Genomic DNA, 26,614 nt, shown 5'->3' on the forward strand with positions numbered 1-26,614 from the left:
TCTCTCTGAACGGGAAGCTGCGACTGCGCGCTTCCGGAAGGAGATCGCCATGAAGAAGAAAACGGGCAAGCGGCCACCCTGGTGGTTCGCGCTCGCTGTCTGGGGCGGGATCGCCGGCGCTGCCGGTATCTTGGCCGCAGCGGTGGGGATGGCTTCGGCCTGACCCCCGGGCGACGGGGCCGGCAGGTTCTCCCTCCCGCCGGCTCCGGCGCCCATATCATTTCAATCTGGAGAGTCGATGCTGCATCACACCCCGCTGATCGCCACCATTGTCGCAGGCCTAGTCGTGGCCTTCGTGATGGGCGCCATTGCCCATCGCCTGAAGGTTTCGCCGATCGCCGGCTATTTGCTGGCGGGCGTGATGGTCGGGCCGTTCACCCCCGGCTTCGTCGCCAATGCCAGCCTGGCCAATGAACTCGCCGAGATCGGCGTGATCCTGCTGATGTTTGGCGTCGGGTTGCATTTCTCGCTGCGCGATCTGTTGTCGGTGCGCCGGATCGCCGTGCCCGGCGCGATCGTGCAGATCGCCGTCGCCACTGCGATGGGCATGGGGCTGGCATGGCTGGTCGGCTGGGGACTGCTCGCCGGGTTCGTATTCGGCTTGGCGTTGTCGGTCGCCAGTACGGTGGTGCTGCTGCGCGCGCTGCAGGGGCGCGACATCGTCCAGACCGAGCGCGGCCGCATCGCAGTGGGCTGGCTGATCGTCGAGGACCTGGTGATGGTCCTCGCGCTCGTGCTGCTGCCGGTGCTGGCGGGGATCATGTCGGGCGCCGCCGAATCGGGCAGCGCATCGATCCTCCAGCCGTTGCTCGCGACTTTCCTCAAGGTCGCCGGGTTCATGGCGCTGATGCTGATCGTCGGGCGGCGCGTCATTCCGTGGGCGCTGCAATGGGTGGTGGCGACGGGATCGCGCGAGCTGTTCCGCCTCGCGGTGCTGGCGATCGCGCTGGGCGTGGCGTTCGGCGCGGCGATCGCGTTCGACGTGTCGTTCGCGCTCGGGGCGTTCTTCGCCGGCATGATACTGGGCGAGACCTCGCTCAGCCGCCGCGCGACCGAAGAAACGCTGCCGCTGCGCGATGCATTCGCGGTGCTGTTCTTCGTCTCGGTGGGGATGTTGTTCAATCCGGCGGTGGTGATCCAGCAACCGCTTGCGCTGCTCGGCACCGTGGCGATCATCATCTTCGGCAAGTCGCTGGCCGCCTATCTGATCGTCCACGCCTATGGCTATCCGCGCCAGACCGGGCTGACGGTTGCCGCGAGCCTGGCGCAGATCGGCGAATTCTCGTTCATCCTCGCCAGCCTCGGCACCGAATTGCAGATTCTCCCTGCCGCGGCTCGCGACGTGATCCTGGCGGGCGCGATGATCTCGATCTTCCTCAATCCGTTCCTGTTCTCGCTGACCGCTGGCCGGCACGGCGCCGTCGACGAGCCCGAGCGCGGGCCGATCACCCCTGCCCAGATGCCGGCGGGACATATCATCCTCGTTGGCTATGGCCGGGTCGGGAGCATGATCGGCGCCGAATTCAAGCAGCGCGGCAAGGCGTTCATCGTCATCGAGGACCAGGGCGACGTGGTGCGCCGTGCGCGCGAAGAGGGCGTAACGGTGATCGAAGGCAATGCGCTCGAGGCGCGGACGCTGGTAGCCGCGGGCATCGGCAGCGCGAGCAAGCTGCTCATCGCTATTCCCGCCGGCTTTGAAGGCGGCGCGATCCTCCAGCACGCCCGCATCCTCAACCCCGATCTTCCGGTGATCGCGCGCGCGCACTCGCAGGATGAAGTGGATTATCTCACGCGCGTTGGCGTCGACCATGTGGTCATGGGCGAACGCGAACTCGCCAACCGGATGATGAAGCTCTCCGCCACGATGGCGCCCGCGAGCAACGTATCGGACGCGCCCGGAGCCATTGTCACACCAACGTAACGAAACAGTCTCCAAAGATTCTCCGTTCTCCAACACTCCCGTCACGCAGCCCGCCTAGCGCGGCGCTGCGGCCGACGGGGGTTAAGCCGAGTCGATCCCGCACAAGTTTCGAACCCGCGCACACCGGCATTCCGCCGGAACGGAGATCTTATGGTCAGCATTAACCGCCTTAGCCTTGTCCTCTTGACGAGCTGCGCCGCGCTCAGCCTCGCAGCATGCGATGGCGCGAGCAGCGTCGCTTCTCCCGGCGAAGGCGCGTTTCCGCCGGCCCCGGCACCCACGCCGACTCCGACCGTAAGCCCGACCCCGACGCCCACTCCCGGAACGCCCGCAGCTTCGTGCCCGACCGGCACCGGCCAGGCGCTCACCGATGTCGGCACGATCGGCGCGTATCGCATCTGCCGCTTGCCGACGCTGGTCAGCAATCTGACCCTGCCGAGCAAGGCTGCCGCTCCGGGCGTCGCTTATGAGATCAACGGCCGCGTCGATGTCGGCACCGATCGCGGTTCGCAGGGCCTGATCGGCTCGGCCGGCTCGCTGACGATCGGCGCAGGCGCGGTGCTGTTCGCCAACACCACCAACGCCGACAACGACTTCCTGATCGTCAACCGCGGCTCGACGATCAATGCGCAAGGCACCGCCACCGCGCCGATCATCTTCACCGCGCAGCAGAACCTTGCCGGCACCACCACGGACGAGAGCCAGGGCCTGTGGGGCGGCGTGATCCTCGCCGGCCGTTCGCCGGTCGCCAACTGCATCGCTGGCGCCAATGACGCCGCGGGAACCAGCACGACCTGCGAGAGCGTCGTCGAAGGCACCGGCAACGCATTGTACGGCGGCAACGCGCCTGGCGACACGTCGGGCGTCTTCCAGTACGTCCAGATCCGCTATTCGGGCACCGTCATCAGCCCGAACAACGAGCTTCAGGGCCTGACGCTCGCCGGCGTCGGCACCGGCACCACGATCGATCACGTCCAGGTCCACAACAGCTCGGACGACGGCATCGAAGTGTTCGGCGGCACCGCGCAGGCACGCCATCTGGTCATCACCGGCGCAGATGACGACGGCTTCGATTTCGATGTGGGTTGGCGCGGCCTCGTCCAGTTCCTGATCACTGCGCAGAAGCCGGGCCTGACCACCACCGACACCTACTCGCTGGAAATCGACTCGAGCTTCGCTCCGGCCACCGGCGCCAACCCCGAAGACGCGCTGCCGCGCACCTTCGGCCGCATTGCCAACGCGACGCTGATCCAGACCAACACCAGCACCAGCAACCCGCTGGCGGCGATCCGCTTGCGCGGCTCGGCCGACCTGACGCTGGTCAACTCGATCCTCTTCACGCCGGGCAACTGCCTGGTTACCGAAGCCGGCACTGCCGACCGCGGCACCATCCGCGCCGCTAACGCCGCGCTGCAGGACCAGGGCCCGCCGCGCTTCAACTCGATCTACTTCGCCTGCGGCACTGCGCTGAGCCGTGAGAACGCCGTCAACGGCCAGACGATCACCAACGCCGAACAGGCTGCGCTCTTCACCGACGCACCGAGCACGGGCAACGTGACCAACGGCACGGCGGCGAACGCGCTGACCAACGGCTTCTACCCCGGCACCGGCGCCGCGGCAGTGACGCCGTTCAACGCCTCGACGCTCAATCCGTCGGGTTCGGCATTCCTGATCAACACCGCGTACATCGGCGCGGTCAGCGGCCCGACCGACACCTGGTTCCAGGGTTGGACCTGCAATTCCAACCGGGCGACCTTCGGCACGACCAGTGGCAACTGCACTGCCTTCTAAGACTGGGACTGCGGGCAGCGGGGACGGCGGCATGGCCGTCGTCCCCGGGCCTTTTTCCATGCCGATACCCAAACAGCGGATACCCCGATGAAGAATCAGCTCGCCTTCGCCAGCCTCCTGGCCATTACGACGTGCCTCGTTGCGCCGGCCGCGCTCGCGCAGACGGCTGACGCCTCGCCCCAGGCCGCCAGCCCGCCGCCGGCGGCGCAGGCAGCACCCGAGACTTCGCAGGACACCGGCCAGCCGGAGCAGCAGGAAGTCGAGATTTCGACTCCGGGCGCCGGCGGCGAGGAATATGGCGACATCGTCGTCATCGGCCGCAACATTCCCAATGTGGTGCGCAGCACGCCGCAAGTGGTTTCGGTGCTCTCCGCCGAAGACATTGCGCGGACCGGCGAAGGCGACATCGCCGGCGCGCTCCAGCGCGTCACCGGCCTCAGCGTGGTCGGCAACGGTTATGTCTATGTCCGCGGCCTGGGCGACCGCTATTCGCTGTCGCTGCTCAACGGCCTGCCGCTGCCGAGCCCCGAGCCGCTGCGCCGCGTGGTGCCGCTCGACATCTTCCCGACCAGCGTGATCGGATCGTCGCTGGTCCAGAAGACCTTCTCGGCCAATTATCCCGGCGAATTCGGCGGCGGCGTGATCAACCTCACGACCAAGGCGGTGCCGGACAAGGCGTTCCTCGCGATCGGTGCCTCGGTCGGCTTCGACATGGAGACGACCAGCGAGCTCGGCTACACCTATGACGGCGGCAAGCACGACTGGCTCGGCTATGACTCTGGTACGCGTAACACGCCCGACTTCATCCTCCAAGCCGGCGCCGATCGTACGACGATCCCGACCAGCCAGGCGATCAATCTGACCAACGCCGAGACGACGGTCCTCTTCGAGAATTATCACATTCCGCCCAATTTCTCGGGCGAGCTCAGCATGGGTGCGTCGACCGATGTCGGCGGCGCCCGGCTCGGCGTGATTGCCGGCGGCGGGATCAGCAACACCTGGCGCACCCGCGATGCGGTCGCAGGCGTCCGCAGCATCCCCTCGACCACGTTTCGCCGGGTCACCACGGATCACCGCGCGCTGGTCAACGGCCTGCTCGGCTTCGGCGCTGAATTCGGCGAGCACCGCATCCGGCTGACCAACCTCTACATCCACGACACGCTCAAGCAGGGCCGCCTGGGCGCCGGCACCGCGGAGAATTTCGAATCGCCGATCGACGGCAAGGCGCCGGTGATGGAGCAGAACACCAACTGGTTCGAACGCCAGCTGTTCACCAGCCAGTTCGTCGGCGAGTTCGATTTCGGCGATCTCGATATCGATGTGCGCGGCGCCTATGCCAACACCAAGCGCAAGTCGCCGTACGAGCGCGCGTTCCGCTATCTCTACGACGCGGGGATCAAGGATTATCGCAACACGCTGAACGGCGGCTCCTATGCCACCGTCGCGTTCAGCGACCTCAACGAGGATCTGTGGGCGGGCGGCATCGACTTCGCCTATGACCTCAACCTGGGCCGGCCGTTCAGCCTGCAGGCGGGCTATGCCTATCAGGACACCGATCGCTCGTCGTACCGCTATACGTTCGACTATGTGATGCCGGGCGGCGCGGCGCTGCCCGATCCCTATTCGCAGATGCGCCCGGACTTCCTGCTCTCGGACTATACGCTGCAGACCAACGGCATTGTGCTGCGGCCGTCGACGACCAGCCAGGGCGCGCGCGCCTATGACGCCGCGCTGACGACGCATGCCGGCTATGTCCAGCTCGAAGGCGAGCTTACCGACGGTATTCGGATGACTGCCGGCGTGCGCTACGAGACTGCCGACCAGAGCGTGGTGCCGACCGACAACCTGCCCGCAACGGTGCTCAGCAACGGCTATTGGCTGCCCGCGGCGACGCTGACCTGGAACTTCGCGGCGGACATGCAGTGGCGCCTAAATGCGTCGAAGACGATCGCCCGCCCGCAGTTCCGCGAGCTCGCGCCGCAGCAGTATCTCGACTTCGACTCGGATCGCGTCTTCTACGGCAACCCGTTCCTCACCGACTCCAAGCTGACCAACCTCGAAGCGCGCTACGAATGGTTCTTCGGCAAGGACCAGCGCATCACCGCGGCGGGCTTCTTCAAGAAGATCGAGGATCCGATCGAGACGGTGAGCTTCCAAGTGGCGGGCAGCAACACCACCCAGATCAACTTCGCCAACGCGCCCGAAGCGCAGCTGTATGGCGGCGAAATCGAGCTCCAGAAGTACGTTCCGCTCGATTTCATCAACAACGAGCTGTTCACGACGCGCCGCCTCGTCCTCATCGCCAACTACACCTACACCCACTCCGAAGTGTTCGCCGGCAACGAGCTGATCCGCGATCCGATCAACCCGGCCTCGGTGACGCGCCCGGCCAACCAGGTGTTCGTCTCGGGCCTGCCGCTGGTCGGCCAGTCGGACCATCTGGTGAACCTGCAGCTCGGCATCGAGGACACCACCAAGCTTTCGCAGCTGACCTTCCTGTTCAACTATGCCAGCGACCGTATCGTCGCGCGCGGCCTGTTGTCGGGCGGTGGCCTGCCGCCGATCGTCGAGAAGCCGGGCGTGCGCCTCGACTTCGTGCTGCGCCAGGGCTTCAACGTGCTGGGCGGCGAGTGGGAGCTCAAGCTTGAGGGCCGCAACCTCACCGGCACGCGATTCGTCGAGTTCCAGGATTATGGTGGCACTACCGGTATCGCCGACACGAACACCTATGATCTCGGCCGTACCTTCTCGATCGGGCTCAGCACCCGGTTCTGATCCGCGGACAAGGGGGAGCGGGCTCCGGCAGGGCAAATGCCCGCCGGGGCCCTTTCTGCGTCACCAGCCCCAGGGCCGCTCGCGATACCATTGGGTGATGACGTATTTCGTCCCCGCGCGGACTTTCATCGCGTGGTGGATGGTGGAGGGGTTGGGCGTGCCGTTGGCGCGCAGGTTGTTCCAGGCGAGCACCTTGCCGGCTTCGGGATCGACCATCTTGTCGATCGCCTTGAAGCGCGTCACGCCGCCGGCCTCGACTTCGTTCAGATAGAGCATCACCGTCCAGGTGCGCTGGCCCGAGACGCTGCAATATCTCTCATAGTCCGCGCCCGACGGCTCGAAATAATCGGTGTGCGCCTTGAACTCCTGGCCCACTTCGTAGCGCTGGCCCTGCATCGGTTCGCCATGCGCAGGATCGATCCCGGTGAGCGCGGTGATGCGGCGCTTGAGCTCCATCACCATCGCATCGTTCGGATCGAGGTCGCAGGTCTCGCTGGTGCGGAAGGCATAGTCGCCATTCGCGTCGGCGATCGTCGACGGGCGCCGCTTGGCGTCGATCTGGAGCATCAGCAGCTGGCAGAGCTCGGGCTCGAGGAACCTCTTGCCGATGAACATCGCGACCTTGAGGTTCGGCACGCGCTGGATGCCGGGCTGGCGCGTCATGTGCTCGATCACCGGCTCGGACGGATGCCCGGCACCGAAGTTGGGCACGGCGGACGGCGTGTTGGCGAGAGTCTGCATTGTGCCGATTCTGCCAAATCGCGCCGCATTTCGCCAGTGCCGCGTGCCAAACGTACGGGCGTCACAAAAGCGCAAGCAAGCCGTCACATTGCGCGGGCAGGCGGGATGCTATGGTCCTCGACACCCAGTTCGAAGCCGAAGTGCCGCCGGTCCCGGAGCGCGATCTGCTGGACGGACTCGGCGTGCCTGCGCGGCTACGGGTGGCGATCGAGCGTGCCGCGGGGCGGCTGACCGGTCTGATTGCCATCACCGGACCCGATGCCGAGGCGACCGCGGCGGCGCTGCACCGGCAATATGGCATAACGCTCGGCGGGGCGATCGCCGACCGGATCGCCGCCAATCGCGTGGTCGAAGCGGCGGATCACGGACTGGTGCTCGGCTGGTTCGACAGCGGCGACGCAGTGGGCACACTGCTGACATTACGGCGGCTGGCCAATGACCGGTTCGCGCTGGCCGCCGCGCTGCGGCTGGTGATCGCGCAGCGAATCGCGCCGGGGCTGTGCCGCGACTGCCGCCGGCCGGTGCAGGCGTTCGGATCGCGTGCCGCGCTGCTCGGGCTCGATCCGGGCGCGATCCTGTGGTCGGCGCCGGGCTGCGAGGCATGCGGCGGAAGCGGGCAGGGCGCGCCCGTGCGGATATTCGAGGGCGTCGAGATCGATCCGGCGATGCGGCGGCTGATCTATGACGGTGCCGACGCGCCGCTGCTCGCGCGGCATGCCTATCTTTCCGCCCCGAATTTCGCCTCGGCGGCGCGGGCGCTGGCGCGCGACGGAATGATCGCGCCGGAGGATGCCGCCGGCGTCTCACGCAATGATCTTGCGCTTCGCGAAAGCCCCCGCTAAGCGCGCATTCGTTCGTGGCGACCGTAGTTCAATTGGTTAGAGCGTCGGCTTGTGATGCCGGAAGTTGCGGGTTCAAGTCCCGTCGGTCGCCCCATTCCCCCGATAGCGGATGTTGCGTGTGACCACCGACTGGGGCTTCCCCGATTACGACGACCACGAAGGTCTCCACCTGTTCACCGACCGTGCAAGCGGGTTGAGCGCGGTCATCGCGGTCCACTCGACTGCGCTCGGGCCGGCAGCAGGCGGGGTGCGCTTCTGGCACTATGCCGATTCGGATGCGGCGATCACCGACGCGCTGCGCCTCTCGCGCGGGATGAGCTACAAGAACGCGATGGCGAACCTGCCGCTTGGCGGCGGCAAGGGCGTGATCCTGGCAAGCGAGCCGGGCGCGACCGTGACCAATGCGCAGCTCGAGGCATTCGGCCGCGCGGTCGAGTCGCTCAGCGGCAAATACGTCACGGCCGAGGATGTCGGCATGTCCGAAGCGCGGATGAAGGTCGTCGCCACTCAGACACGACACGTCTCGGGGCTGCCGGTGGCTGAAGGCGGCGCGGGCGGCGATCCCGGCCCAATCACGGCGCGCGGCGTCTATCTGGGCGTCAAGGCAGCGGCGAAGCGCGGGCTCGGCGACGATTCGATGGCCGGGGTGCGCGTCGCGATCCAGGGCGTAGGCTCGGTCGGCGGTGGGCTTGCCCGACTGCTGGCGAAGGACGGCGCGAAGCTGGTGCTCGCCGACGTCAATGCCGAACGGGCCAAGGCGCTTGCGGCCGAACTGGGTGCGGAGGCAGTCGATGCCGGCGTGATCCTGACGCTCGACACCGATCTGTTCAGCCCGAACGCGCTGGGCGCAATCCTGACCGAGCAGAGTATCCCGCAGATCAAGGCCAAGGTGGTCGCGGGCGGCGCGAACAACCAGCTGGCGACTCGCGCGGACGGCGCTCGGCTGCACGACCGCGGTATCCTCTATGCGCCCGATTACGTCATTAACGCGGGCGGCATCATCAATGTCGGGCTCGAATATCTGGGGCAGGGCAACATGGCCGAGGTCCAGAGCCGGGTCGACAAGATCCCGACGCGGCTGATCGAAGTGTGGGACGAGAGCGACCGCACGGGCGATCCGGAGAGCGAAGTCGCCGATCGGATCGCACAGCGGCTGATCGGACGGGGGTAATTCGCGGGTCCGCTGTTGGATTCGGTAGGCCAAGTTTCACTGTTTTTACGGTGAATCGGCAATTTAGTTGCTTGTGGACGTAATGTTCTTGCGTTTGCGATGGGGCTTTTGCGTTCGACGGTTCAAAGAGCAACCTCAAGCTACCGCGTGAAATCCTACATTTGAAGAAGTGCGCGTCACCCCTCCGCACGTCACTCCCGCCTTGTGCGGAAGTAAGGTGACAAGCGGCTGAAGCAGCGCCGCAGTGGACCCCGGCACAAGGCCGGGGTGACAACGGAGAATATTCGCCTTCCATGTCACATCCGCAGGCGCCGCCTCGTCATGTCTCCAGAACCCAAAGGAGACTGACGATGACTCAACGCCTCGACCCCTTCGCCGTAGCACCCGCCGCAATGCAGGCGTGGCTCGACATGTCGCTCCAGATCGCGCCGTCGCTCGAGCATTCGCTGCTCGAACTCGTCAAGATCCGCGCTTCGCAGATCAATGGCTGCGCGAACTGCCTGAACATGCACACTGCCGATGCCCGGAAGGCAGGCGAGACCGAGCAGCGCATCTATCTGCTGAGCGCCTGGCACGAGGCGCCGGTATTCTCGCCGCGCGAACGGGCGGCGCTGGCGTGGACCGATGCGCTGACGCTGGTATTCAGCGAGCGGGCGCCGCAGGCTACCTATGATGCGCTGGCGGCCGAATTCACGCCCGAGGAGCAAGTGGAGCTGACGCTGATGATCAACGCGATCAACGGGTGGAACCGCATCGCCGTGGCGTGCGACCTGTTCTACGGGGGTCGGCCCGCGCACACGCAACAGGCGGCATGAGCGACAACGGGGCCGCATCGTTCGATCCGCTGCGTCCGCGGCTGAACCGCATTGCCTATCGCATGCTCGGTTCGGTCGCGGATGCCGAGGACGTGGTGCAGGACGCGTTCCTGCGCTGGATGGGCGCCGATCGCGCCGCGATCCGCGAGCCCGAGGCGTTCCTGCGCCGGGTGGTGACGCGGCTGTGCCTCGACCAGCTCAAATCGGCGCGGGCACGGCGCGAGACCTATGTCGGGCCGTGGCTGCCCGAGCCGGTGGTCGAAGAGGAGGAGGAAGCCGACGACGTCACGCTGCCGCTGATGCTGGCGCTCGAGCGGCTGACCCCGCTCGAGCGCGCGGCATTCCTGCTCCACGACGTGTTCGGCGTGCCGTTCGACGAGATCGCCGAGACGATCGGGCGCGATACCGCCGCGACGCGGCAGCTCGCCAGCCGGGCGCGGACGCATGTCCGGGCGGAGCGGCCGCGATTCGACACGCCGAAGGCGCGCGGGCTGGAGATTGCCGCGGCGTTCTTCCAGGCTTCGCGCAGCGGCGACATGGGTACGCTGCGCGGGCTGCTCGCCGACGATGTCTCGGTCTATTCGGACGGCGGCGGCAAGGTTCACGCCGGGCTGCGGCCGATCCTGGGGATCGCGGACGTGATGAAGCTGCACGGCTCGCTGGCGCGCTTCTTCGCGAAGGAAATGTCCCGGGTGGAGCGCTGGGGGATGATCAACGGGCTGCCCGGCTTCGTGACGCGCGAACCGGGCGGAGTGCTGCAGACCACCGCGCTGGCGATCGACGACGGCAAGATCGTCGGGATCTACATCATGCGCAATCCGGACAAGCTGCGGCATCTGGAGGCAGTGCATTAGCAGCCAAGCGTGCGGCCGATAGTGCCCGCCAGTGATGGAAGCCGCTTCCACAATCCGTCACCCTGAAACACGTTCGGGGCGACGGATGGGAGATCTACCTCAACGCTCCATCAGGGCGTGATGCCCAGAGCGGTGCGCAGGAACTGGTCCGAGCGATCGAGCATCGTCGTGCGGGCCTTGTCGTCGTTAAGCTGGTGGTCGAGCCCGGCGAACTCGACCAGTTCGACCTTGCCGCCGGCGTCCTTGAGCTTGCGAGCCATAAGCCGCGATTCGGCGACGCCGACATTGAGGTCCTGGTCGCCGTGGAACAGCAGCACCGGCGCCTTGATCCGCTCGACATTGCGCGCGGGGGAGCCGGTGCGGACATGGTCGCCATGGCCGATAAAGGCGTCGACCAGCTTGAAGTTGGTGAAGTTGCGGGATTCCTCGCGGAGCGCCTCGAGATCGGTGACCGGGGCGATCGCGACGACGGCCTTGAACAGATCGGGATCGAGGACCGAGGATTGCAGCGCGGCATAGCCGCCATAGGACCAGCCGAGGATCGCGAGCTTGCCCGGCCTGGCGATGCCCTGGCCGGCGAGCCATCGTCCGGCATCGTTGACGTCGCCTACGGCGGTCTTCCACGACTGGAAACCGTTCTTCTGGAACCACGCGTCGCCATAGCCAGTGGAGCCGCGGAAATTGGGCTGGAGCACCGCGAAGCCGCGGGCGGCGAAGAACTGGGCAAGCCAGTCGAAGCCCCATTCGTCGCGCGCGCCCGGGCCGCCATGGGGTATGACGATCGCGGGGAGGTTCTTGCCGTCGCTCCCGGCCGGCAGCGTCAGATAGCCCGGAATGCGCGTGCCGTCCGCCGCGGGAAACTCGATCGGCTTGACGCTCGCCAGCTTGATCGCGCCCAGCTGCGGGCGGGCCGGGGTGACTTCCTCGAGCTTCCGGCTGGCCTTGTCGTAGAGATAATAGGTGCCGGGATCGCTGTCGCCGCCGGCGAACAGCAGCAGCTTCTTTTCGTCGGCGGTGCCATCGACAAAGGTCACCATCGGCTTGCCGGGCAATGCCTTGCCCAGCGCATTGCGCAGGCGAAGAAGCTCGGGATCGAAGAATTCGGTCTGGCGCTTGTCGGTGGCGTAGCTCACGCCGACCACGCGCTGCTGGCGGCCGATCCGGACGAGCCCGTCGACGTCGACCTGCGGGTGCGCGAAGACGAGGCTGCGCGTCTTCGCTTCGTCGAGCGCGATGCTGAACAGCGCGCGACGGCCGTCCCGATCGTCGAAGCCGTAGAGCAGGTTGCTGGTGCGATCGACGGCATAGGGATTGAAGCCGGAAATCGCGCCGCTCGGCTCGAACCGCAATTCGCCGAGATCGTCCCAGCCGCGCTTGCCGGGCACGCGATAGCTGTATTTGATGGTGTTGCCGGTATAGCCCGAGGTCCGCGCCGCCTGGATGCCCATGACCCGGACCGTGCCGGTACCGTCGCTGACATAGTCGACGGCGTCGAGGCGCGGCTCCTCGATCGTGCGGCGCTTGAGGCTGGTGGCATCGACCAGCTCCACGCCGAGTCCCTGCTTGGAGCTGGCGAGCCGCGTGCCAGTCGTTTCCTCGGGAACGAAGGTGCGCGTCATCAGCACCGAGCCCACCGAACCCTCGGGGCCCCAATCGATGATGCTTCCGCCGGACATGGCGAGGCTGAGCGCGCGGACGCCGCCGCGTGCGCTCAGCTGCTTGATGTCGCTGCCGTCGGCGTTGACCGACACGAGCCGCGTGAAGCCGAGCTTCTGGCCGATGTCCTGGATCATGTAGACATTGCAGATCAGGCGGGTGTTACTGGCCCAGTGGCAGCTGGTCAGGCGATCGGGATTGCCGGTCGAGCGCAGCACCGGCTTGACCTGGCCCTTGGCGAGATCGGCGACCATCGCCACAGCGGCGCGGGTTTCCGAAGGCTGGATGAACACGATGCGCTCGCCATCGGGCGACACGCTGATCTGCTGGACCGCCTCGCGCGCGCCGAAGCGTATCGCGAGATCGGATTGCGCCAGGGCAGGCGTAGACAAGCACGATGCGGCAAGCAGGGCTGCCCCCAAACGTCCGAACATGTACGAAATTCCCCCAAGAACTATGGGCAAATGCTAGCTGTTTTCAGTTCGACATCAAGTAGGTGTGCTTCGGTTTTTCAGCGCCGGCGCGGAAATGGTTCGCGTTATTGGGGAGTCGCGTGGGGCGCGGCTTCGGCCGCATCGAGCTGGGCACAGATCAGCTCGGCCTTTACCCGCTGAAGCTGGGCGCGGACCTGTTCGATCGTCGCCATCAGTTCGGCAAGGTCGAGCGACATGGCGGTGACCGCGGCGGCGGTGCGCGGATCCTGGCCTTCGGTCATGTCGCGATGCTCCTTCGACTCCTGGCCATACGCTGGATGCGGGGTGTCGCGCTGTCCAGCGGGGTTTGCGCGGTTAACGCTCTTTGTCGGGGTTGACGGATGCATAACCCGGTGGTTATGAGATGATTGATAGCCAGCGAGTTATGGGTATGACGCCACTTGGTCCCGATCTGCTGTTCAAGACGCTCGCCGATCCGACTCGGCGGGCGCTGTTCGAGCGGCTGTGCCGGGACGGCGAGCAGACGGTGGGGGCGCTGACCGCGCATGCCGGCGTGTCGCAGCCGGCAGTGTCGAAGCATCTCGGGGTGCTGCGCGAGGCAGGGCTGGTGACCGATCGCCATGCCGGGCGGCAGACGCACTACACCGCGCATCCCGGCGCACTGGCACCGCTGATCGACTGGACCGGGCAGATGGCCGGGTTCTGGGAGCGGCGGTTCGACGATCTCGAGGATCTGCTGAAAAGGATGGACCAATGAGCGAAGCCGTGCCGGAGAAGCGCACCGTCGTCGTCGAGCGCGAGATCGCGCATCCGCCGGAAAGGCTGTGGCGGGCGCTTACCCAGCCGCACCTGATGGAAGAGTGGCTGATGAAGAACGACTTCGCGCCGGTGGTCGGCCACCAGTTCAAGCTGCGCGGCGATTGGGGCGGGGTGCTCGATTGCGAAGTGCTCGAAGTCGAGCCGCTGCGGACGCTTTCCTACACCTGGAACTTCGCCAATGACGATCCCGCCTATGCGCTGGAAAGCGTGGTGACCTTCACGCTGACGCCGACGCCCACGGGCACGCATTTGCGGATGGAACAGGCGGGCTTCGGGCCGAGCCAGAAGCAGGCCTATGGCGGCGCGCATGCCGGCTGGAGGAAGTTCTTCGACCAGCTCGAACAGGTCACCGGAAGGGCCGATTGAACGGATTTTCGAGAGGAGGATGCGATGCGGTTTAGTCTGTGGGTACGCCAGGGCCATCGCTGGCTGTCGATCGCCTTCACGCTGGGGGTGATGACCTATATCGTTGCGATGAGCACCGGCGGGCAGCCCGCGGCGTGGCTGGGGCTGCTGGCACTGGTGCCGCTGATCCTGTTGCTGGCGAGCGGGCTGTATCTGTTCGTGCTGCCCTATGCGGTCAGGTGGCGGAAGGCGCGGGCGTGATGGCGAAGAAGGAACCGGTGCTGCTGTCGGGCGGCAATCCGCAGATCGCCAAGGCCGACGGCGATGCGCCGGTGCAGGCCTATATCGCAGCGATGCCCGAGTGGAAGCGCGGCGTGGGCGAGCAGCTCGACGCGCTGGTCGAGCGGACGGTGCCGGAGGTCCGCAAGGCAGTGAAGTGGAACTCGCCGCTCTATGGCGTGGACGGCAAGAGCTGGTTCCTCGGCGTCCATTGCTTCAACAAATACGTCAAGCTGTCCTTCTTCAATGGCGGCGGGCTGGAGCCACTGCCGCCGGTCGCGTCGAAGGATCCCGAGGTTCGGTATTTTCATATCCATGAGGATGACGCGCTGGATGAGGCGCGACTGGCGGACTGGATCCGGCAGGCGGCAGCGCTGCCGGGCTGGATTCCCTGAACGAGGAGGATGTCATGAGCGACAAGACGCCGTCCGAATTGATCGACGCGCGGATCGCGGAGCTGGGCGACTGGCGGGGCGCGACGCTGGCGAAGCTGCGTGCGCTGATCCACGAAGCCGATCCCGAAGTCACCGAGGAATGGAAGTGGCGCGTTCCCGCCTGGTATCATGGCGGCCTGCTGTTCACCGGCGAGAGCTACAAGAAGTCGGTCAAGATGACCTTTGCCAAGGGCGCGGCTCTGGCGGATCCCAAGGGGCTGTTCAATTCGAGCCTCGACGGGAATGTCCGGCGGGCGATCGATTTCTTCGAGGGCGATGTGCTCGACGAAGAGGGGCTCAAGGCGCTGTTCCGGGCGGCGGTGGCGCATAATCTGACGGGATGATCCCAAATCCTCCTCCGCGCAGCGGGAGGGGGACCGCGAAGCGGTGGAGGGGGCATCTCCGCGAGCGATGTAGATGCGGCCAAGCCCCCTCCGTCGCCTTCGGCGCCACCTCCCCCGCTTCGCGAGGGGGGATTTATAGGAGGTTTACCCTTTGATGAACGCCAGCAGGTCGGCGTTGATGATGTCGGGATGCGTCGTGGCCATGCCGTGGGGCAGGCCGGGATAGGTCTTGATCGAGCCATGCTTGAGCAGTTTGATGCCGAGCAGCGCCGAATCGGCGATCGGGACGATCTGGTCATCCTCGCCGTGGAGGAGCAGCACGGGGACGTCGATCGTCTTGAGATCGTCTGTGAAGTCGGTCTCGGAAAAGGCCTTGATGCAGTCGTAATGTGCCTTGGCGCCGCCGGTCATGCCCTGGCGCACCCAATTGTCGATCACGCCCTGCTTCACGTCCGCGCCTTCGCGGTTGAAGCCGTAGAACGGGCCGCTGGCGACATCGAGGAAGAACTGCGCGCGGTTGCTGGCGGTCTGGGCGCGGAAGCCGTCGAACACTTCGATCGGCAGGCCGCCGGGGTTCGACTCGGATTGGACCATGATCGGCGGGACCGCGCCGATCAGCACGGCCTTGGCGACGCGGCCCGCCTCGGCACGGGCGACATAATGCGCGACTTCGCCGCCGCCGGTGGAATGGCCGACATGGATCGCGCCCTTGAGATCGAGCGCCGCGGCGAGTTCGATCAGGTCCGCGGCATATGTGTCCATCTCGTTGCCGGTGTCGGTCTGGGTTGATCGGCCATGCCCGCGGCGGTCATGCGCGATCACGCGATAGCCTTCGGCGAGGAAGAACATCAGCTGCGCGTCCCAATCGTCCGCCGAAAGCGGCCAGCCGTGATGGAAGACGATCGGCGTCGCGTCCTTGGCGCCCCAGTCCTTGTAGAAAATCTCGGTGCCGTCGCTGGTTGTGATGAAAGGCATGGCCTTGATCCTTGCTAGAGGTGCGACCGGGGAAGGCAGGCATATGTCCGCAAGCCCGTCCCCTGGCCGCGTACCGTGCTTACGTTCCGGTGGCGAAACCATCATGACAGCGGTGACTTTGCGCAAGCGCAAAGCGTGCAACCGGTCGCGCGGGGAAAGCAGCCCGGCGTAGATTCCCTGCGCGAACCCCGCTATTGGCTGCCAAGCACCGTGATCCACGCACTCGCCAACCCCACGCGCTTCCTCAAGATCGCGCGCCCGCTGACGCCGGTCCTGTTCTGGGCGGGCGTGGCGCTTGCGTTGTTCGGCGCCTGGGGCGGGCTGACGCAGACTCCGGCGGACTATCTCCAGAAGGAAAGCGTGCGCATCCTCTACATCCATGTCCCCGCCGCCTGGCTGGGGATGGCGGGATGGAGCGGGGTGGCGTTCGCGAGTCTGGGCTATCTGATCTGGCGGCATCCGCTTGCTGCCATCGCCGCGCGCGCGACGGCGCCGGTCGGGGCGGTGTTCGCCGCACTTTGCCTGATCACTGGTTCGATTTGGGGGCGGCCGACCTGGGGCACCTGGTGGGAATGGGACGGGCGGCTGACCAGCATGCTGCTGCTGTTCTTCGTCTACATCGCCTATATCGCGCTTGCCCGTGCTGACGCCGATCGCGGCGGCGACGGGCGCATACCTGCGTTGTTCGGCGTAGCGGGATCGGTGCTGCTGCCGATCGTGCGCTATTCGGTAGTGTGGTGGAACACGCTGCACCAAGGCCAGAGCATCGGGCTGACCAGCTCCAGCATCGACAGCACGATGTTGTGGCCGCTGTTCTTCACGATCGGCGGATCGACATTGTTCTTCGTGGGCGTGGTGCTGATGCGGATGCGCGCGATGCTCGCGACGCAAAAGGTCGAGGCGCGGATGAAGCGGATGGCGGCGCAATGAATCACTGGGCGTTCGTGACCGCGGCGTATGTCGTGACCCTGGTGGGGACCGGCGGGCTGGCAGGCTGGGCCTGGCTGTCGATGCGGCGTGCCGAGGCGGCCGCGGATTCGCTGAGGCGCGAGCGATGAAGGCCAAGCATCAACGGCTCGTGCTCGGGCTGCTCGCCCTGGGCGCAGTCGCCGGCGCGGCGGGGCTCGCGCTCTCGGCGCTGGAGGACCAGGCGGCGTTTTTCTATGCGCCCGGCGACGTGGCGGGGAAGCCGGTGCCGACTGACAAGGCGGTCCGGCTGGGCGGCATGGTCGCGGCGAACTCGATCGTGCGCCAGCCCGACGGAGTCTCGATCGCCTTCGTGGTGACCGACGGTAAGGCGAACGTGCCGGTGGCGTTCCGCGGCGTTGCGCCCGATCTGTTCAAGGAAGGCTCGGGCGTGGTTGCCGAGGGCAAGTTCAACCCCGATGGCAGCTTCACTGCCGACAATCTGCTCGCCAAGCATGACGAGCGCTACATGCCGCCGCAAGTCGCCGGCAAGATGCACAAGACCGAGACGCTGGACAAATGATCGCCGAGGCAGGGCTTGCGGCCTTGTGGCTGGCAGCGGCGTTCGCGCTCGTCCAGCTGATGGTCGCCTGGGGCGCGGCGAAGCATGGCGCGAACCCCAATGTCGGCACGCTGATGACGGCGCTGCGGCGGATCGCTTTGGTGCAGGGCCTGCTGGCGCTGCTCTCGTTCGCGCTGCTGATCGCGCTGTTCGTGCGCAGCGACATGTCGGTCGAGCTGGTCGCGGCCAACAGCCATTCGCTCAAGCCCCTGATCTACAAGGTGTCGGGCGCCTGGGGGAATCATGAGGGCTCGATGCTGCTCTGGGTCACCGTGCTCGCGGTGGCGGGCGCGGGCGTGGCGGCATTCGAGCGGCGGCTGGCGGCGGGAACGCTGGCGGCAACCTTGGGTGCGCAGGCGGCGATCGGGCTGGGCTTCTACGCCTTCCTCGCCTTCGCCTCGAACCCGTTCGTGCGGCTCAATCCGGCGGCGCCGGACGGGCAGGGGCTCAATCCGCTGCTCCAGGATCCGGGTTTGGCCTTTCACCCGCCGACGCTCTACCTCGGCTATGTCGGGCTGTCGGTGGCGTTCAGCTTCGCAGTGGGGGCGCTGGTGATGCGCGATGTCGGGCCGGCGTTCGCCAAGGCGATGCGGCCCTGGGTGCTCGGCGCGTGGATCTTCCTGACGATCGGGATCACTGCGGGTTCCTATTGGGCGTATTACGAGCTCGGCTGGGGCGGCTGGTGGTTCTGGGACCCGGTCGAGAATGCATCGCTGATGCCCTGGCTGGCGGCGACGGCACTGCTCCATTCGGTGACCGTGCTGGCGACGCGCGACGGCTTGCGTGCCTGGACGCTGATGCTGGCGCTGGTGGCGTTCGCGATGTCGATGCTCGGGACGTTCCTGGTACGATCGGGCATCCTGGTGAGCGTCCATGCCTTCGCGGTCGATCCGACGCGGGGCACCTTCATCCTCGCCTTGCTCGGCATCTATATCGGCGGGGCGCTGGCATTGTTCGGCGCGCGCGTCGGCACGGTCACCCAGGGTTCGACCTTCCAGCTGGTGAGCCGCGAAGGCGCGCTGGTGCTCAACAACCTGTTGCTCACGGTCATTCTCGGCGTGGTGTTCATCGGGACGCTCTATCCCCTCGCGGCGCAGGCCGCGGGGGTGCAGCTTTCGATCGGCGCGCCGTTCTTCAACAAGGCATTGGTGCCAGTGGCGCTTGCGCTGGTCGTGGCGACTGCGGCGGGGCCGCTGCTGCGCTGGCGGCGCGACAATTGGAACGCGTTGGCCAAGCGCGCGCTGGTGCCGACCGCCGCGGCGGGTCTCGCCTTCGCATTGCTCTTCGCACTGGCGCGCGGCGCGCACTTCACGTCGGTAGTGGCGATTGCGCTCTCGGTCGGGCTGGCAGCGGCGAGCGTGGCGCCGGTCGCGCGGCGGAATTTGCGCCGCACGCCGCTCCACGTCTGGGGAATGGTAATCGCGCATCTCGGCGTCGCGACCAGCATCGCCGGGATGGCCGCGGACAGCGCGTTCAAGGTCGAGCGGCTAGCGGCGATCCAGGTCGGGCAGAACGTCACGGTCGGGCCGTTCCGCGTGACGCTGGCCGAGATACGCCCGCAGATCGGGCCGAACTGGTCGGCGCTGGAGGCGCGGCTGCAGGTGCGGCGCGGCGAAAGCAAGATGTTCGAGCTGTTGCCGCAGCAACGCTTCTTCAGCACCCCGCCGACCACCACTAACGAAGCCGCGATCACCACGCTGCTCGACGGGCAGCTCTACACCATCCTCGGCCAGGGCGACGACCAGGGCCGCTGGCAGATCCGGCTGTGGTGGAAGCCGTTCGTGACCTTCATCTGGCTGGGCGGCGGACTGATCGCACTGGGCGGATTGCTCGCGCTGATCGGCCGAGTGCGGCGCGAGCGGCGTGATGCCGAGACGGAGGCCTATTCGTGAGGCGGCTGCTGATCTGGGCACCGCTGGCGCTGTTCGCGCTGGTGTTCGCGCTCGTCGCGGGCGGGCTGATCAAGCCGGGCGACCGGACGATCCGATCGGCGATGGTCGGCAAGCCGCTGCCCGCGCTTGCGCTGCCGGCGCTGCTGCCGGGCAAGCCGGGGATCGCTACCGCCGAATTGAAGGGCAAGCCGCGGCTGCTCAACATATTCGCGAGCTGGTGCATCCCGTGCATCGCGGAGGCGCCGCAACTGCTCAAGCTCAAGGCGGCGGGCGCCGAGATCGACGCGATCGCGATCCGCGATACGCCCGCGGCGGTGCAGAATTTCCTGGCGCAGCACGGCGATCCCTATGCGCGGATCGGCGACGACAAGGCGAGCGCGGCGCAACTGGCGCTGGGCTCGTCAGGGGTGCCAGAAACCTTCGTGATCGATACCGCAGGGCAGATCGCCTATCAGCATATCGGCGACATCCGTGCCGAGCATGTGCCTATGCTGCTCGCCGAGCTGAGGAAGGCGAAGTGAGCCTTTTCTCCTTGCGTCATCCCGGACTTGTTCCGGGATCCACGGTGTCATGGGCGAGGGCCTCTCGCCGCTTGTCTGCTGCCAAGCCGCGCGGTGGACCCCGGCACAAGGCCGGGGTGACGATAGCTTTAGGGTTCGTGCTTGCAACGACGGCTCCCGCACTGGCCGATTCCAAACTTCCGCCAGCCGACCTCGCTTATACCCAGCTCGCAGATCCCGCGCAGGAAGCGCAGGCCAAGGCGCTGATGGACACGCTGCGCTGCCTCGTCTGCCAGGGCCAGTCGATCGCCGACAGTGACGCCGAGATGGCGGGCGACATGCGCGCGCTGGTGCGCCAGCGCGTCGCGGCGGGGGAGAGCCCGGGCGACATCCGCAAATGGCTGGTCCAGCGCTATGGCGACTATGTCACCTACGATCCGCCGCTGAGCTGGGTCACCGCGCCGTTATGGATCGCGCCGCTGGTGCTGCTGATCGTCGGCGGGCTGGTCGCGCGGCGCGCATTCGGGAAGCGCAAGGCATGATGGGCTGGGGGATGCTTGGCCTGCTGGCGCTCGGTGCGGGGCTGCTGTTGTGGCTGACGGGCTTCCCGCGCAAGCTGTGGACGGTGGCGGCGACGGCGCTGATGCTGGGGGCGGCGGGCTACGCCTGGCAAGGCAGCCCCAGGCTGGCCGGGCATCCGGTGGTGGCGGCCAGCAAGCCCGGCGAGATCGATCCGAACGTCGTCGAGATCCGCGATGCGATGTTCGGGCGGTTCAACTTCACCTGGGCCTCGTTCGCGCGTGCCGACGCGATGACGCGGGCGGGCGCGCCGGATACCGCGGTGCGTGCGATGATCCTGACGGTGCGGCAGGCGAACGGCGACGCCGGGGCCTGGGCATGGCTCGGGGTCAAGCTGGCGGAGAATGACGGCAACCAGGTCTCGCCGGCGGCGAAATACGCCTTCGATCGCGCGCTCCAGCTGGCGCCGCAGCACCCCGGGCCGCCGTTCTTCTATGGCCTGGCGCTGATCCGCGAGGGCAAGTTCGCCGAAGCCCGGCCCTATTGGGCGAAGGCGGTTGCGCTGACGCCGGCCAAGGCGAGCTATCGGGACCAGCTGGTAGTGCGGCTGTTCCTGCTCGATCGACTTTTGGAATCGAAGGCGGCGCAGGAGCGCAAGACTCCCGCCGAATAGGGCGCGCGCTTTTGGGACGAATTCAAGTCGATCCGGAGCAGGTTTCGGCTCATCCGAGATAAAGGGCGTTGAGCGAATCGCGTTCGACGGATACGCCTGTAGTCGGACTCAAGAAAAAATCTCGAAGGTCGCCCGGTCCGTGGTCCATATGACATGGGAGTGGGACGATGAGTGCATGCGGGATGCAATCCTTCGCCAATGTGACGGCGGATGTCTGGAATTGCTGCAAGTCCAAGGCATCCAGTTACGGCGTCGAGATCGGCAGCGATTCGGGATCGACGAGTTCGCACGGCTTTACCGTAAGCTGGAACTACGACGCGTCGAGCCAGGTGCTGCAACTCCAGGTGACCGACAAGCCGTTCTGGGCGCCGTGCTCGCTGGTCAATTCGAAGATCCACGACGCAGTCGACGAATGCTACGCCAATCACGGCGCCAGCGGGGCCTCGATGATCGCTTGAGGCGGCTAGCCTTCCTGGCTCGCCTCCCTGCAGGGGAGGGGCTGGGGGTGGGTGCGAGCGTCGGCGAGCCCAACCGCCTGCGTGGACATAAAGAAAAGGCCGGGCATCGAGCCCGACCTTTCTTACCCACCCCTCGCCCCTCCTTGGAAGGGAGGGGGATTTAGAGGTCAGCCCGTCCATGCCTCGTATGGCAGGTCGAGGTCGTCGGCGACGGCCTTGAACGCGATCTTGCCCTTGTAGACGTTGAGGCCGTTGGCGAGATGCTTGTCGGCCTTCATCGCGGCTTCGGCGCCGTGGTTGGCGATGCGCAGGACGAAGGGCAGGGTCGCGTTGTTGAGCGCGAAGGCCGAGGTGCGCGCGACTGCGCCGGGCATGTTGGCGACGCAATAATGGATCACGCCGTCGATTTCGTAGACGGGGTCGTCATGCGTCGTCGCCTTCGACGTCTCGAAGCAGCCGCCCTGGTCGATCGCGATGTCGACCAGCACCGAGCCGCGCATCATCGTCTTGAGCATGTCGCGGCTGACCAGCTTGGGCGCCGCCGCGCCGGGGACGAGCACCGCGCCGATCACGACCTGCGAGCGCGCGACCGCCTCGGCAATCGCCGCCTTGCTGGCATAGGCGGTCTTGATCTGACTGCCGAAATGCATGTCGAGCTCGGCAAGGCGCTCGTTGTTGATGTCGTAGATCGTCACGTCGGCGCGCTGGCCGACTGCCATCTGCGCGGCGTTGATCCCGGAGACGCCGCCGCCGAGGATCGCGACCTTGCACGGCGCGACGCCGGGGACGCCGCCGAGCAGCTCGCCGCGGCCGCCCTGTTCCTTTTCGAGATAGTGCGAGGCGACCTGGACCGACATGCGGCCGGCGACTTCGGACATCGGCTTGAGCAGGGGGAGCGCGCCGGAGTGCGAGGTCACCGTCTCATAGGCGATGCAGGTCGCGCCGGAGGCCATCAGGCCCTCGGCCTGCGGCTTGTCGGCGGCGAGGTGAAGATAGGTGAACAGCGTGTGGCGCGGCTCGAGCAGCGCGATTTCCTGCGGCTGAGGCTCCTTGACCTTCACGATCATGTCCGATCCGGCGAACACCGCGGCGGCGTCGGCGGCAATCTTCGCACCGACTTTGGTGTACGCCTCGTCGGCGAAGTCGATACCCATACCGGCTTGCGTCTCGACCAGCACGTCATGGCCGGCGGCGACCAGCTCGGCGACCGATGCGGGCGTCAGGCCGACGCGATATTCGTGGTTCTTGATTTCCTTGGGAACACCGATGCGCATGGCAGCTCTCCAGAATCTGTTGTTGCGTGGATAGTAACGCAAGATACCGGCGCAAATCTCTGCAAAGAACGTCGCTGAAACGTAGATGACGTGCATGGAAATGCGGTATTGGACTGCAAAGCGGGAGAATCATGCATCATGGACAGGATCGATGGCGCCATCCTCAAGCTGCTAGCGGCGGATGCGCGCGCGCCGGTGAGCCAGGTCGCGGCGCAGATCGGACTGTCGCAATCGGCGTGCACGCGGCGGATCCAGGCGCTGGAAACGTCGGGGCACATCACCGGCTATGGCGCGCGGCTGGGGCATCGCCGGCTTGGCTTCCGGATCACCGCACTGGTCGACATCACGCTGGGAACCCAGATCGAGGAGGATCTCGCCAAGTTCGAGCGTGCGGTGGCGGAGATTGACGGCGTGGTCGAATGCGCGCTGGTTTCGGGCGGGCAGGACTATCGGCTCAAGATCCTGGCGCAGGATCTGGACGATTATGAACGACTCCACCGCGAGCATCTCGGACGGTTGCCGGGGGTAGTGACGATCAATTCGAGCTTCGTGCTGCGCGCAGTGCCGACTCGCAGCGAGGCCGACGCGCTGTTCGCGGCGCCGCGCTAAGGGCCTCCACCCTACTGAGAGCGTCTGGGGGCCTGACCAACCGCTTGAAATGTAGGATTTCGCCTGCTGTGAACTCGCGTCGGGCTGAACTTTCCCGATTTTCCGCCGGGCCCTGCCGCCGCTGAAGTATGCGCGACAGTGTGACACTGGTGTGACCTTCGCGGTCGCAATGCGCCCCGCTGCGAAAGCCTCGCCTCGATAGCTTGCTGGGCTCTCATCCTCGGGAACTAGGTGCCGTACTTGCGCGTCTGCGCAGGCATAACCATCTGTGCGGACCGGCCTGCCGTTGCTAGCGATTGCTGCACGTGCTAACGGCCCGCCACTTTTCTTGACGAGAACACAGGTCGCATGACCAGGTCCGTTTCTTTCCTAGCGCAGTTGCCGCGACAGTGAACATCTCCGCAAGCGGGCAGGCTGAACACCTCCCGCAGCCCGACGAGCCGCACGGCGCGCACGGCCATGCCGCAGACGCGACGTGGAAGCTTGCGATCGGTGCGATCGGCATCGTCTTCGGCGATATCGGCACCAGCCCGCTCTACGCTTTCCGCGAGACCTTTGCCGGGCATCACAAGCTCGACCTCGATACCGTCCACATCATGGGCGTGATCAGCCTGATGTTCTGGTCGATGATGGTGGTGGTGACGCTCAAATACGTCACCGTGATCATGCGCGCCGACAACAAGGGCGAGGGCGGCAGTTTGGCGTTGCTCGCCCTGATCTCGCGCAGCGCGAACCAGAAGCGCTGGACGCAGGGGATCGTGTTGCTCGGCGTGTTCGCCACTGCACTCTTCTATGGCGACTCGATGATCACGCCGGCGGTGTCGGTGCTGTCGGCCGTCGAGGGGCTTGCGATCGCCGCACCGGGCTTCGCCAATCTGGTGATTCCGATCGCGGTGGTGATCCTGGTTCTGCTGTTCTCGATCCAGCGCACCGGCACGGCCCGGGTGGGCACCTTTTTCGGCCCGATCATGATGCTCTATTTCCTGGTGATCGCAACGCTGGGAGTGCTCAGCTTCGTCCACACGCCGGAAATCCTGTGGGCATTGCTGCCGACGCATGCGGTGCAGTTCTTCGCCGTCGATCCGCTGGCAGCGTTCCTGGCGCTGGGCTCGGTGGTGCTGGCGGTGACGGGTGCCGAGGCGCTGTACGCCGATATGGGGCATTTCGGCCGCAAGCCGATCCGCGTCTCGTGGCTGTGGTTCGTGCTGCCCGCGCTGATCCTCAATTACATGGGGCAGGGCGCGCTTCTTATGCGCGAAGGCGCCAGCGCGCTGACCAGCCCCTTCTACATGCTCGCGCCGGAGGGCCTGCAGCTGCCGCTGGTGATCCTGGCGACGATGGCGGCGATCATCGCCTCGCAGGCAGTGATCTCGGGCGCCTTCTCGGTGACCCAGCAGGCGATCCAGCTGGGCTTCGTGCCGCGGCTGCGGATCGAGCACACCAGCGCCTCGACTGCCGGGCAAATCTATATTCCGACGATCAACTGGGCGCTGATGACGATGGTCATCCTGCTCGTGCTGTCGTTCCAGACCTCGTCGAACCTGACCGCGGCCTATGGCATTGCCGTCACCGGCGCGATGCTGATCGACAATTGCCTGCTCGCGGTGGTGCTGTTCGGGCTGTGGAACTGGAAGAAGCGCTATGCGCTGCCGCTGCTCGCCTTGTTCTTCACCGTCGACCTCGCCTATTTCGCCGCGAACCTGACCAAGGTGCCCGATGGCGGCTGGTTCCCGTTGCTGGTGGGCCTGATCGTGTTCACGCTGCTGACCACCTGGGCCAAGGGACGCAAGCTGATGATCGAGCGGCTGCGCGAGAGCGCGATGCCGATCAAGATTTTCATCGAATCGGCGGCGATCGCCGCCACCCGCGTGCCCGGCACCGCGGTGTTCATGACCTCGACGCCCGACGGCGTGCCGCATGCGCTGCTACACAACCTCAAGCACAACAAGGTGCTTCACGAGCGGGTGATCTTGTTGACCGTCAAGATCGCCGACGTGCCGTATGTCCCCGACGAGAAGCGGATGAAAATCGACGATCTCGGCAAGGGCTTCCACCGCATGATCCTGTTCTACGGCTTCATGCAGGAGGCCGATGTGCCCGCGGCCTTGAAGCAGGTCAGTGCGTGCGGCGCCGAGTTTAAGATGATGGACACCAGCTTCTTCCTCGCGCGGCAGACTTTGCTGCCCTCGGCCAAGCCGGGGATGATGGTGTGGCGCGAGAAGCTGTTCGCGTGGATGCTGCGCAACGCCGAAAGCGCAATGGAGTTCTTCCGCCTGCCGACCAACCGCGTGGTCGAGCTGGGGAGCCAGGTGGAGATTTGACGAGCCCGGCGCCGCTGATTGTGACGGCGCTGTTCGGGCGGCAGGACCAGGCGTGGTTCGACGTACTGCGCCGCGAGCATTACCCGCCCGAACGCAATGTGCTGGCGGCGCATCTGACGCTGTTCCACCATCTGCCGCCGAGCGTGGCCGAGGAGCTCAAGCAGCGCTTGTCGAACGATACGCGCGGCATCCGTGCGCCGCGGGCGAAGGTGACCGGTCTGATGTCGCTCGGCGGGGGCGTCGCCTATCGGATCGAGGCGCCGGCGCTGAGCGAGATTCGCGACGGGCTGAGCCAAGCATTCGCGGGCCTGCTTATGCCACAGGATGCCGGCCGCTGGCGGCCGCATGTGACCGTGCAGAACAAGGTAACCCCGTCGCTCGCCAAGGTGGTCCTGGGGGCGCTGTCGCGCGATTTCGTGCCGCGCGAGGTGGAGATCGCCGGGCTGGCGAGCTGGTGGTATCGCGGCGGGCCCTGGGAGCCGCATTCGCGGCACATGTTCGCTTGACCCCGCGAAAAGCCGGACCTATGTGGCGCGCTCCTTAGGGACTTGGAGCACCGCTCGGCGGAGTAGCTCAGTTGGTTAGAGCACGGGAATCATAATCCTGGGGTCGGGGGTTCAAGTCCCTCCTCCGCTACCAAGTCC

Annotated in this window: 28 protein-coding genes and 2 tRNA genes; 25 read left to right on the forward strand and 5 right to left on the reverse strand. The window is 66.2% G+C overall.

From position 1 onward, the window contains the following. Positions 1–238 precede the first annotated feature (238 nt). The 3 genes from ybaL (at position 239) to BXU08_RS01460 (ending at position 6,487) form a co-directional block, all read left to right on the forward strand. A complete protein-coding gene (gene ybaL / locus BXU08_RS01450; RefSeq protein WP_077508032.1) occupies positions 239–1,921 on the forward strand; it encodes a YbaL family putative K(+) efflux transporter in 1,683 nt (560 codons plus the stop codon). A gap of 183 nt (positions 1,922–2,104) precedes the next feature. Then, positions 2,105–3,712, forward strand: coding sequence for a hypothetical protein (locus tag BXU08_RS01455; protein ID WP_253190466.1), 1,608 nt, complete (start codon positions 2,105–2,107; stop codon positions 3,710–3,712). A gap of 87 nt (positions 3,713–3,799) precedes the next feature. Next, on the forward strand, positions 3,800–6,487 hold the full coding sequence (locus BXU08_RS01460; protein WP_077508035.1) for a TonB-dependent receptor domain-containing protein: 2,688 nt from the start codon (positions 3,800–3,802) through the stop codon (positions 6,485–6,487). A 60-nt stretch (positions 6,488–6,547) separates the two neighbouring features. Here BXU08_RS01460 and BXU08_RS01465 read toward each other — a convergent pair whose 3' ends face one another. Next, positions 6,548–7,228 (reverse strand): 2OG-Fe(II) oxygenase, encoded by a 681-nt coding sequence (locus BXU08_RS01465; RefSeq protein WP_077508037.1) that lies wholly within the window; start codon positions 7,226–7,228, stop codon positions 6,548–6,550. Between the two features lie 110 nt (positions 7,229–7,338). On the opposite strand from BXU08_RS01465, the gene BXU08_RS01470 reads away from it, so the two are divergent. The 5 genes from BXU08_RS01470 (at position 7,339) to BXU08_RS01490 (ending at position 10,910) form a co-directional block, all read left to right on the forward strand. Then, the gene (locus BXU08_RS01470; protein ID WP_077508040.1) at positions 7,339–8,070 is read left to right on the forward strand and encodes a hypothetical protein; all 732 of its coding nucleotides are present in this window, start codon (positions 7,339–7,341) and stop codon (positions 8,068–8,070) included. Between the two features lie 17 nt (positions 8,071–8,087). Continuing rightward, positions 8,088–8,164: transfer RNA gene (locus tag BXU08_RS01475), tRNA-His, on the forward strand. 24 nt (positions 8,165–8,188) lie between these two features. Then, positions 8,189–9,241 (forward strand): Glu/Leu/Phe/Val dehydrogenase, encoded by a 1,053-nt coding sequence (locus BXU08_RS01480; RefSeq protein ID WP_077511880.1) that lies wholly within the window; start codon positions 8,189–8,191, stop codon positions 9,239–9,241. A gap of 350 nt (positions 9,242–9,591) precedes the next feature. Beyond that, positions 9,592–10,056, forward strand: coding sequence for a carboxymuconolactone decarboxylase family protein (locus BXU08_RS01485; protein WP_077508043.1), 465 nt, complete (start codon positions 9,592–9,594; stop codon positions 10,054–10,056). Continuing rightward, on the forward strand, positions 10,053–10,910 hold the full coding sequence (locus tag BXU08_RS01490; RefSeq protein ID WP_077508046.1) for a sigma-70 family RNA polymerase sigma factor: 858 nt from the start codon (positions 10,053–10,055) through the stop codon (positions 10,908–10,910). The genes BXU08_RS01485 and BXU08_RS01490 overlap by 4 nt, the downstream gene beginning before the upstream one ends. A gap of 110 nt (positions 10,911–11,020) precedes the next feature. Here BXU08_RS01490 and BXU08_RS01495 read toward each other — a convergent pair whose 3' ends face one another. Then, positions 11,021–12,958 carry a S9 family peptidase gene (locus BXU08_RS01495; RefSeq protein WP_253190467.1) on the reverse strand — a complete coding sequence of 646 codons (1,938 nt, stop codon included), beginning with the start codon at positions 12,956–12,958 and terminating at the stop codon, positions 11,021–11,023. Between the two features lie 146 nt (positions 12,959–13,104). Then, the gene (locus tag BXU08_RS19705; protein ID WP_171982380.1) at positions 13,105–13,281 is read right to left on the reverse strand and encodes a hypothetical protein; all 177 of its coding nucleotides are present in this window, start codon (positions 13,279–13,281) and stop codon (positions 13,105–13,107) included. Positions 13,282–13,424: 143 nt separating this feature from the next. On the opposite strand from BXU08_RS19705, the gene BXU08_RS01500 reads away from it, so the two are divergent. From BXU08_RS01500 to BXU08_RS01520, 5 genes are read left to right on the forward strand one after another with little or no spacing between them, the layout of a single operon-like run. Beyond that, positions 13,425–13,757, forward strand: a complete 333-nt coding sequence (locus tag BXU08_RS01500) for a helix-turn-helix transcriptional regulator (protein ID WP_077508049.1) — start codon at positions 13,425–13,427, stop codon at positions 13,755–13,757. Continuing rightward, positions 13,754–14,185, forward strand: a complete 432-nt coding sequence (locus BXU08_RS01505; RefSeq protein ID WP_077508052.1) for an SRPBCC domain-containing protein — start codon at positions 13,754–13,756, stop codon at positions 14,183–14,185. Before BXU08_RS01500 ends, BXU08_RS01505 begins: the two co-directional genes overlap by 4 nt. Before the next feature lie 24 nt (positions 14,186–14,209). Continuing rightward, positions 14,210–14,425 carry a hypothetical protein gene (locus tag BXU08_RS01510; RefSeq protein ID WP_077508055.1) on the forward strand — a complete coding sequence of 72 codons (216 nt, stop codon included), beginning with the start codon at positions 14,210–14,212 and terminating at the stop codon, positions 14,423–14,425. Next, on the forward strand, positions 14,425–14,838 hold the full coding sequence (locus BXU08_RS01515) for a DUF1801 domain-containing protein (RefSeq protein ID WP_077511884.1): 414 nt from the start codon (positions 14,425–14,427) through the stop codon (positions 14,836–14,838). The genes BXU08_RS01510 and BXU08_RS01515 overlap by 1 nt, the downstream gene beginning before the upstream one ends. A 14-nt stretch (positions 14,839–14,852) precedes the next feature. Further along, positions 14,853–15,221: a DUF1801 domain-containing protein gene (locus BXU08_RS01520; protein WP_077508058.1), complete on the forward strand. Its 369-nt coding sequence runs from the start codon at positions 14,853–14,855 to the stop codon at positions 15,219–15,221. A gap of 144 nt (positions 15,222–15,365) precedes the next feature. On the opposite strand, the gene BXU08_RS01525 is transcribed toward BXU08_RS01520, so the two are convergent. Continuing rightward, a complete protein-coding gene (locus BXU08_RS01525) occupies positions 15,366–16,196 on the reverse strand; it encodes an alpha/beta fold hydrolase (RefSeq protein WP_171982381.1) in 831 nt (276 codons plus the stop codon). A 210-nt stretch (positions 16,197–16,406) separates the two neighbouring features. On the opposite strand from BXU08_RS01525, the gene ccmC reads away from it, so the two are divergent. The 8 genes from ccmC to BXU08_RS01560 all read left to right on the forward strand — a co-directional run bounded on the left by ccmC (position 16,407) and on the right by BXU08_RS01560 (position 21,766). Beyond that, complete coding sequence (gene ccmC, locus BXU08_RS01530; RefSeq protein ID WP_171982382.1) at positions 16,407–17,126, forward strand: heme ABC transporter permease CcmC; 720 nt, start codon at positions 16,407–16,409, stop codon at positions 17,124–17,126. Next, positions 17,123–17,254: a heme exporter protein CcmD gene (gene ccmD / locus BXU08_RS19445; RefSeq protein WP_150125376.1), complete on the forward strand. Its 132-nt coding sequence runs from the start codon at positions 17,123–17,125 to the stop codon at positions 17,252–17,254. The genes ccmC and ccmD overlap by 4 nt, the downstream gene beginning before the upstream one ends. Then, positions 17,251–17,685 carry a cytochrome c maturation protein CcmE gene (ccmE, locus tag BXU08_RS01535; RefSeq protein ID WP_077508060.1) on the forward strand — a complete coding sequence of 145 codons (435 nt, stop codon included), beginning with the start codon at positions 17,251–17,253 and terminating at the stop codon, positions 17,683–17,685. Before ccmD ends, ccmE begins: the two co-directional genes overlap by 4 nt. Further along, complete coding sequence (locus BXU08_RS01540; RefSeq protein WP_077508062.1) at positions 17,682–19,616, forward strand: heme lyase CcmF/NrfE family subunit; 1,935 nt, start codon at positions 17,682–17,684, stop codon at positions 19,614–19,616. Before ccmE ends, BXU08_RS01540 begins: the two co-directional genes overlap by 4 nt. Then, the gene (locus BXU08_RS01545; protein ID WP_077508064.1) at positions 19,613–20,137 is read left to right on the forward strand and encodes a redoxin family protein; all 525 of its coding nucleotides are present in this window, start codon (positions 19,613–19,615) and stop codon (positions 20,135–20,137) included. The genes BXU08_RS01540 and BXU08_RS01545 overlap by 4 nt, the downstream gene beginning before the upstream one ends. A 116-nt stretch (positions 20,138–20,253) precedes the next feature. Further along, entirely contained in the window at positions 20,254–20,658 is a 405-nt protein-coding gene (locus BXU08_RS01550) for a cytochrome c-type biogenesis protein (RefSeq protein ID WP_077508066.1), read from the forward strand. Continuing rightward, positions 20,655–21,308: a cytochrome c biogenesis factor-like protein gene (locus BXU08_RS01555; RefSeq protein ID WP_150125377.1), complete on the forward strand. Its 654-nt coding sequence runs from the start codon at positions 20,655–20,657 to the stop codon at positions 21,306–21,308. The genes BXU08_RS01550 and BXU08_RS01555 overlap by 4 nt, the downstream gene beginning before the upstream one ends. A 167-nt stretch (positions 21,309–21,475) precedes the next feature. Then, a complete protein-coding gene (locus tag BXU08_RS01560; RefSeq protein WP_150125378.1) occupies positions 21,476–21,766 on the forward strand; it encodes a hypothetical protein in 291 nt (96 codons plus the stop codon). A 167-nt stretch (positions 21,767–21,933) separates the two neighbouring features. On the opposite strand, the gene ald is transcribed toward BXU08_RS01560, so the two are convergent. Beyond that, entirely contained in the window at positions 21,934–23,040 is a 1,107-nt protein-coding gene (gene ald / locus BXU08_RS01565; RefSeq protein WP_077508072.1) for an alanine dehydrogenase, read from the reverse strand. 138 nt (positions 23,041–23,178) lie between these two features. Between ald and BXU08_RS01570 the strand changes: the two genes are divergently transcribed. The 4 genes from BXU08_RS01570 (at position 23,179) to BXU08_RS01585 (ending at position 26,609) form a co-directional block, all read left to right on the forward strand. Further along, entirely contained in the window at positions 23,179–23,649 is a 471-nt protein-coding gene (locus BXU08_RS01570) for an Lrp/AsnC family transcriptional regulator (RefSeq protein ID WP_077508073.1), read from the forward strand. 395 nt (positions 23,650–24,044) lie between these two features. Beyond that, a complete protein-coding gene (locus BXU08_RS01575) occupies positions 24,045–25,970 on the forward strand; it encodes a potassium transporter Kup (RefSeq protein ID WP_150125603.1) in 1,926 nt (641 codons plus the stop codon). Then, positions 25,967–26,476, forward strand: coding sequence for a 2'-5' RNA ligase family protein (locus tag BXU08_RS01580; RefSeq protein WP_077508078.1), 510 nt, complete (start codon positions 25,967–25,969; stop codon positions 26,474–26,476). Before BXU08_RS01575 ends, BXU08_RS01580 begins: the two co-directional genes overlap by 4 nt. 56 nt (positions 26,477–26,532) lie before the next feature. After that, positions 26,533–26,609: transfer RNA gene (locus tag BXU08_RS01585), tRNA-Met, on the forward strand. The last annotated feature ends 5 nt before the right edge of the window (positions 26,610–26,614 follow it).

This window comes from Sphingomonas sp. LM7, from assembly GCF_002002925.1.
Classification (GTDB): domain Bacteria; phylum Pseudomonadota; class Alphaproteobacteria; order Sphingomonadales; family Sphingomonadaceae; genus Sphingomonas.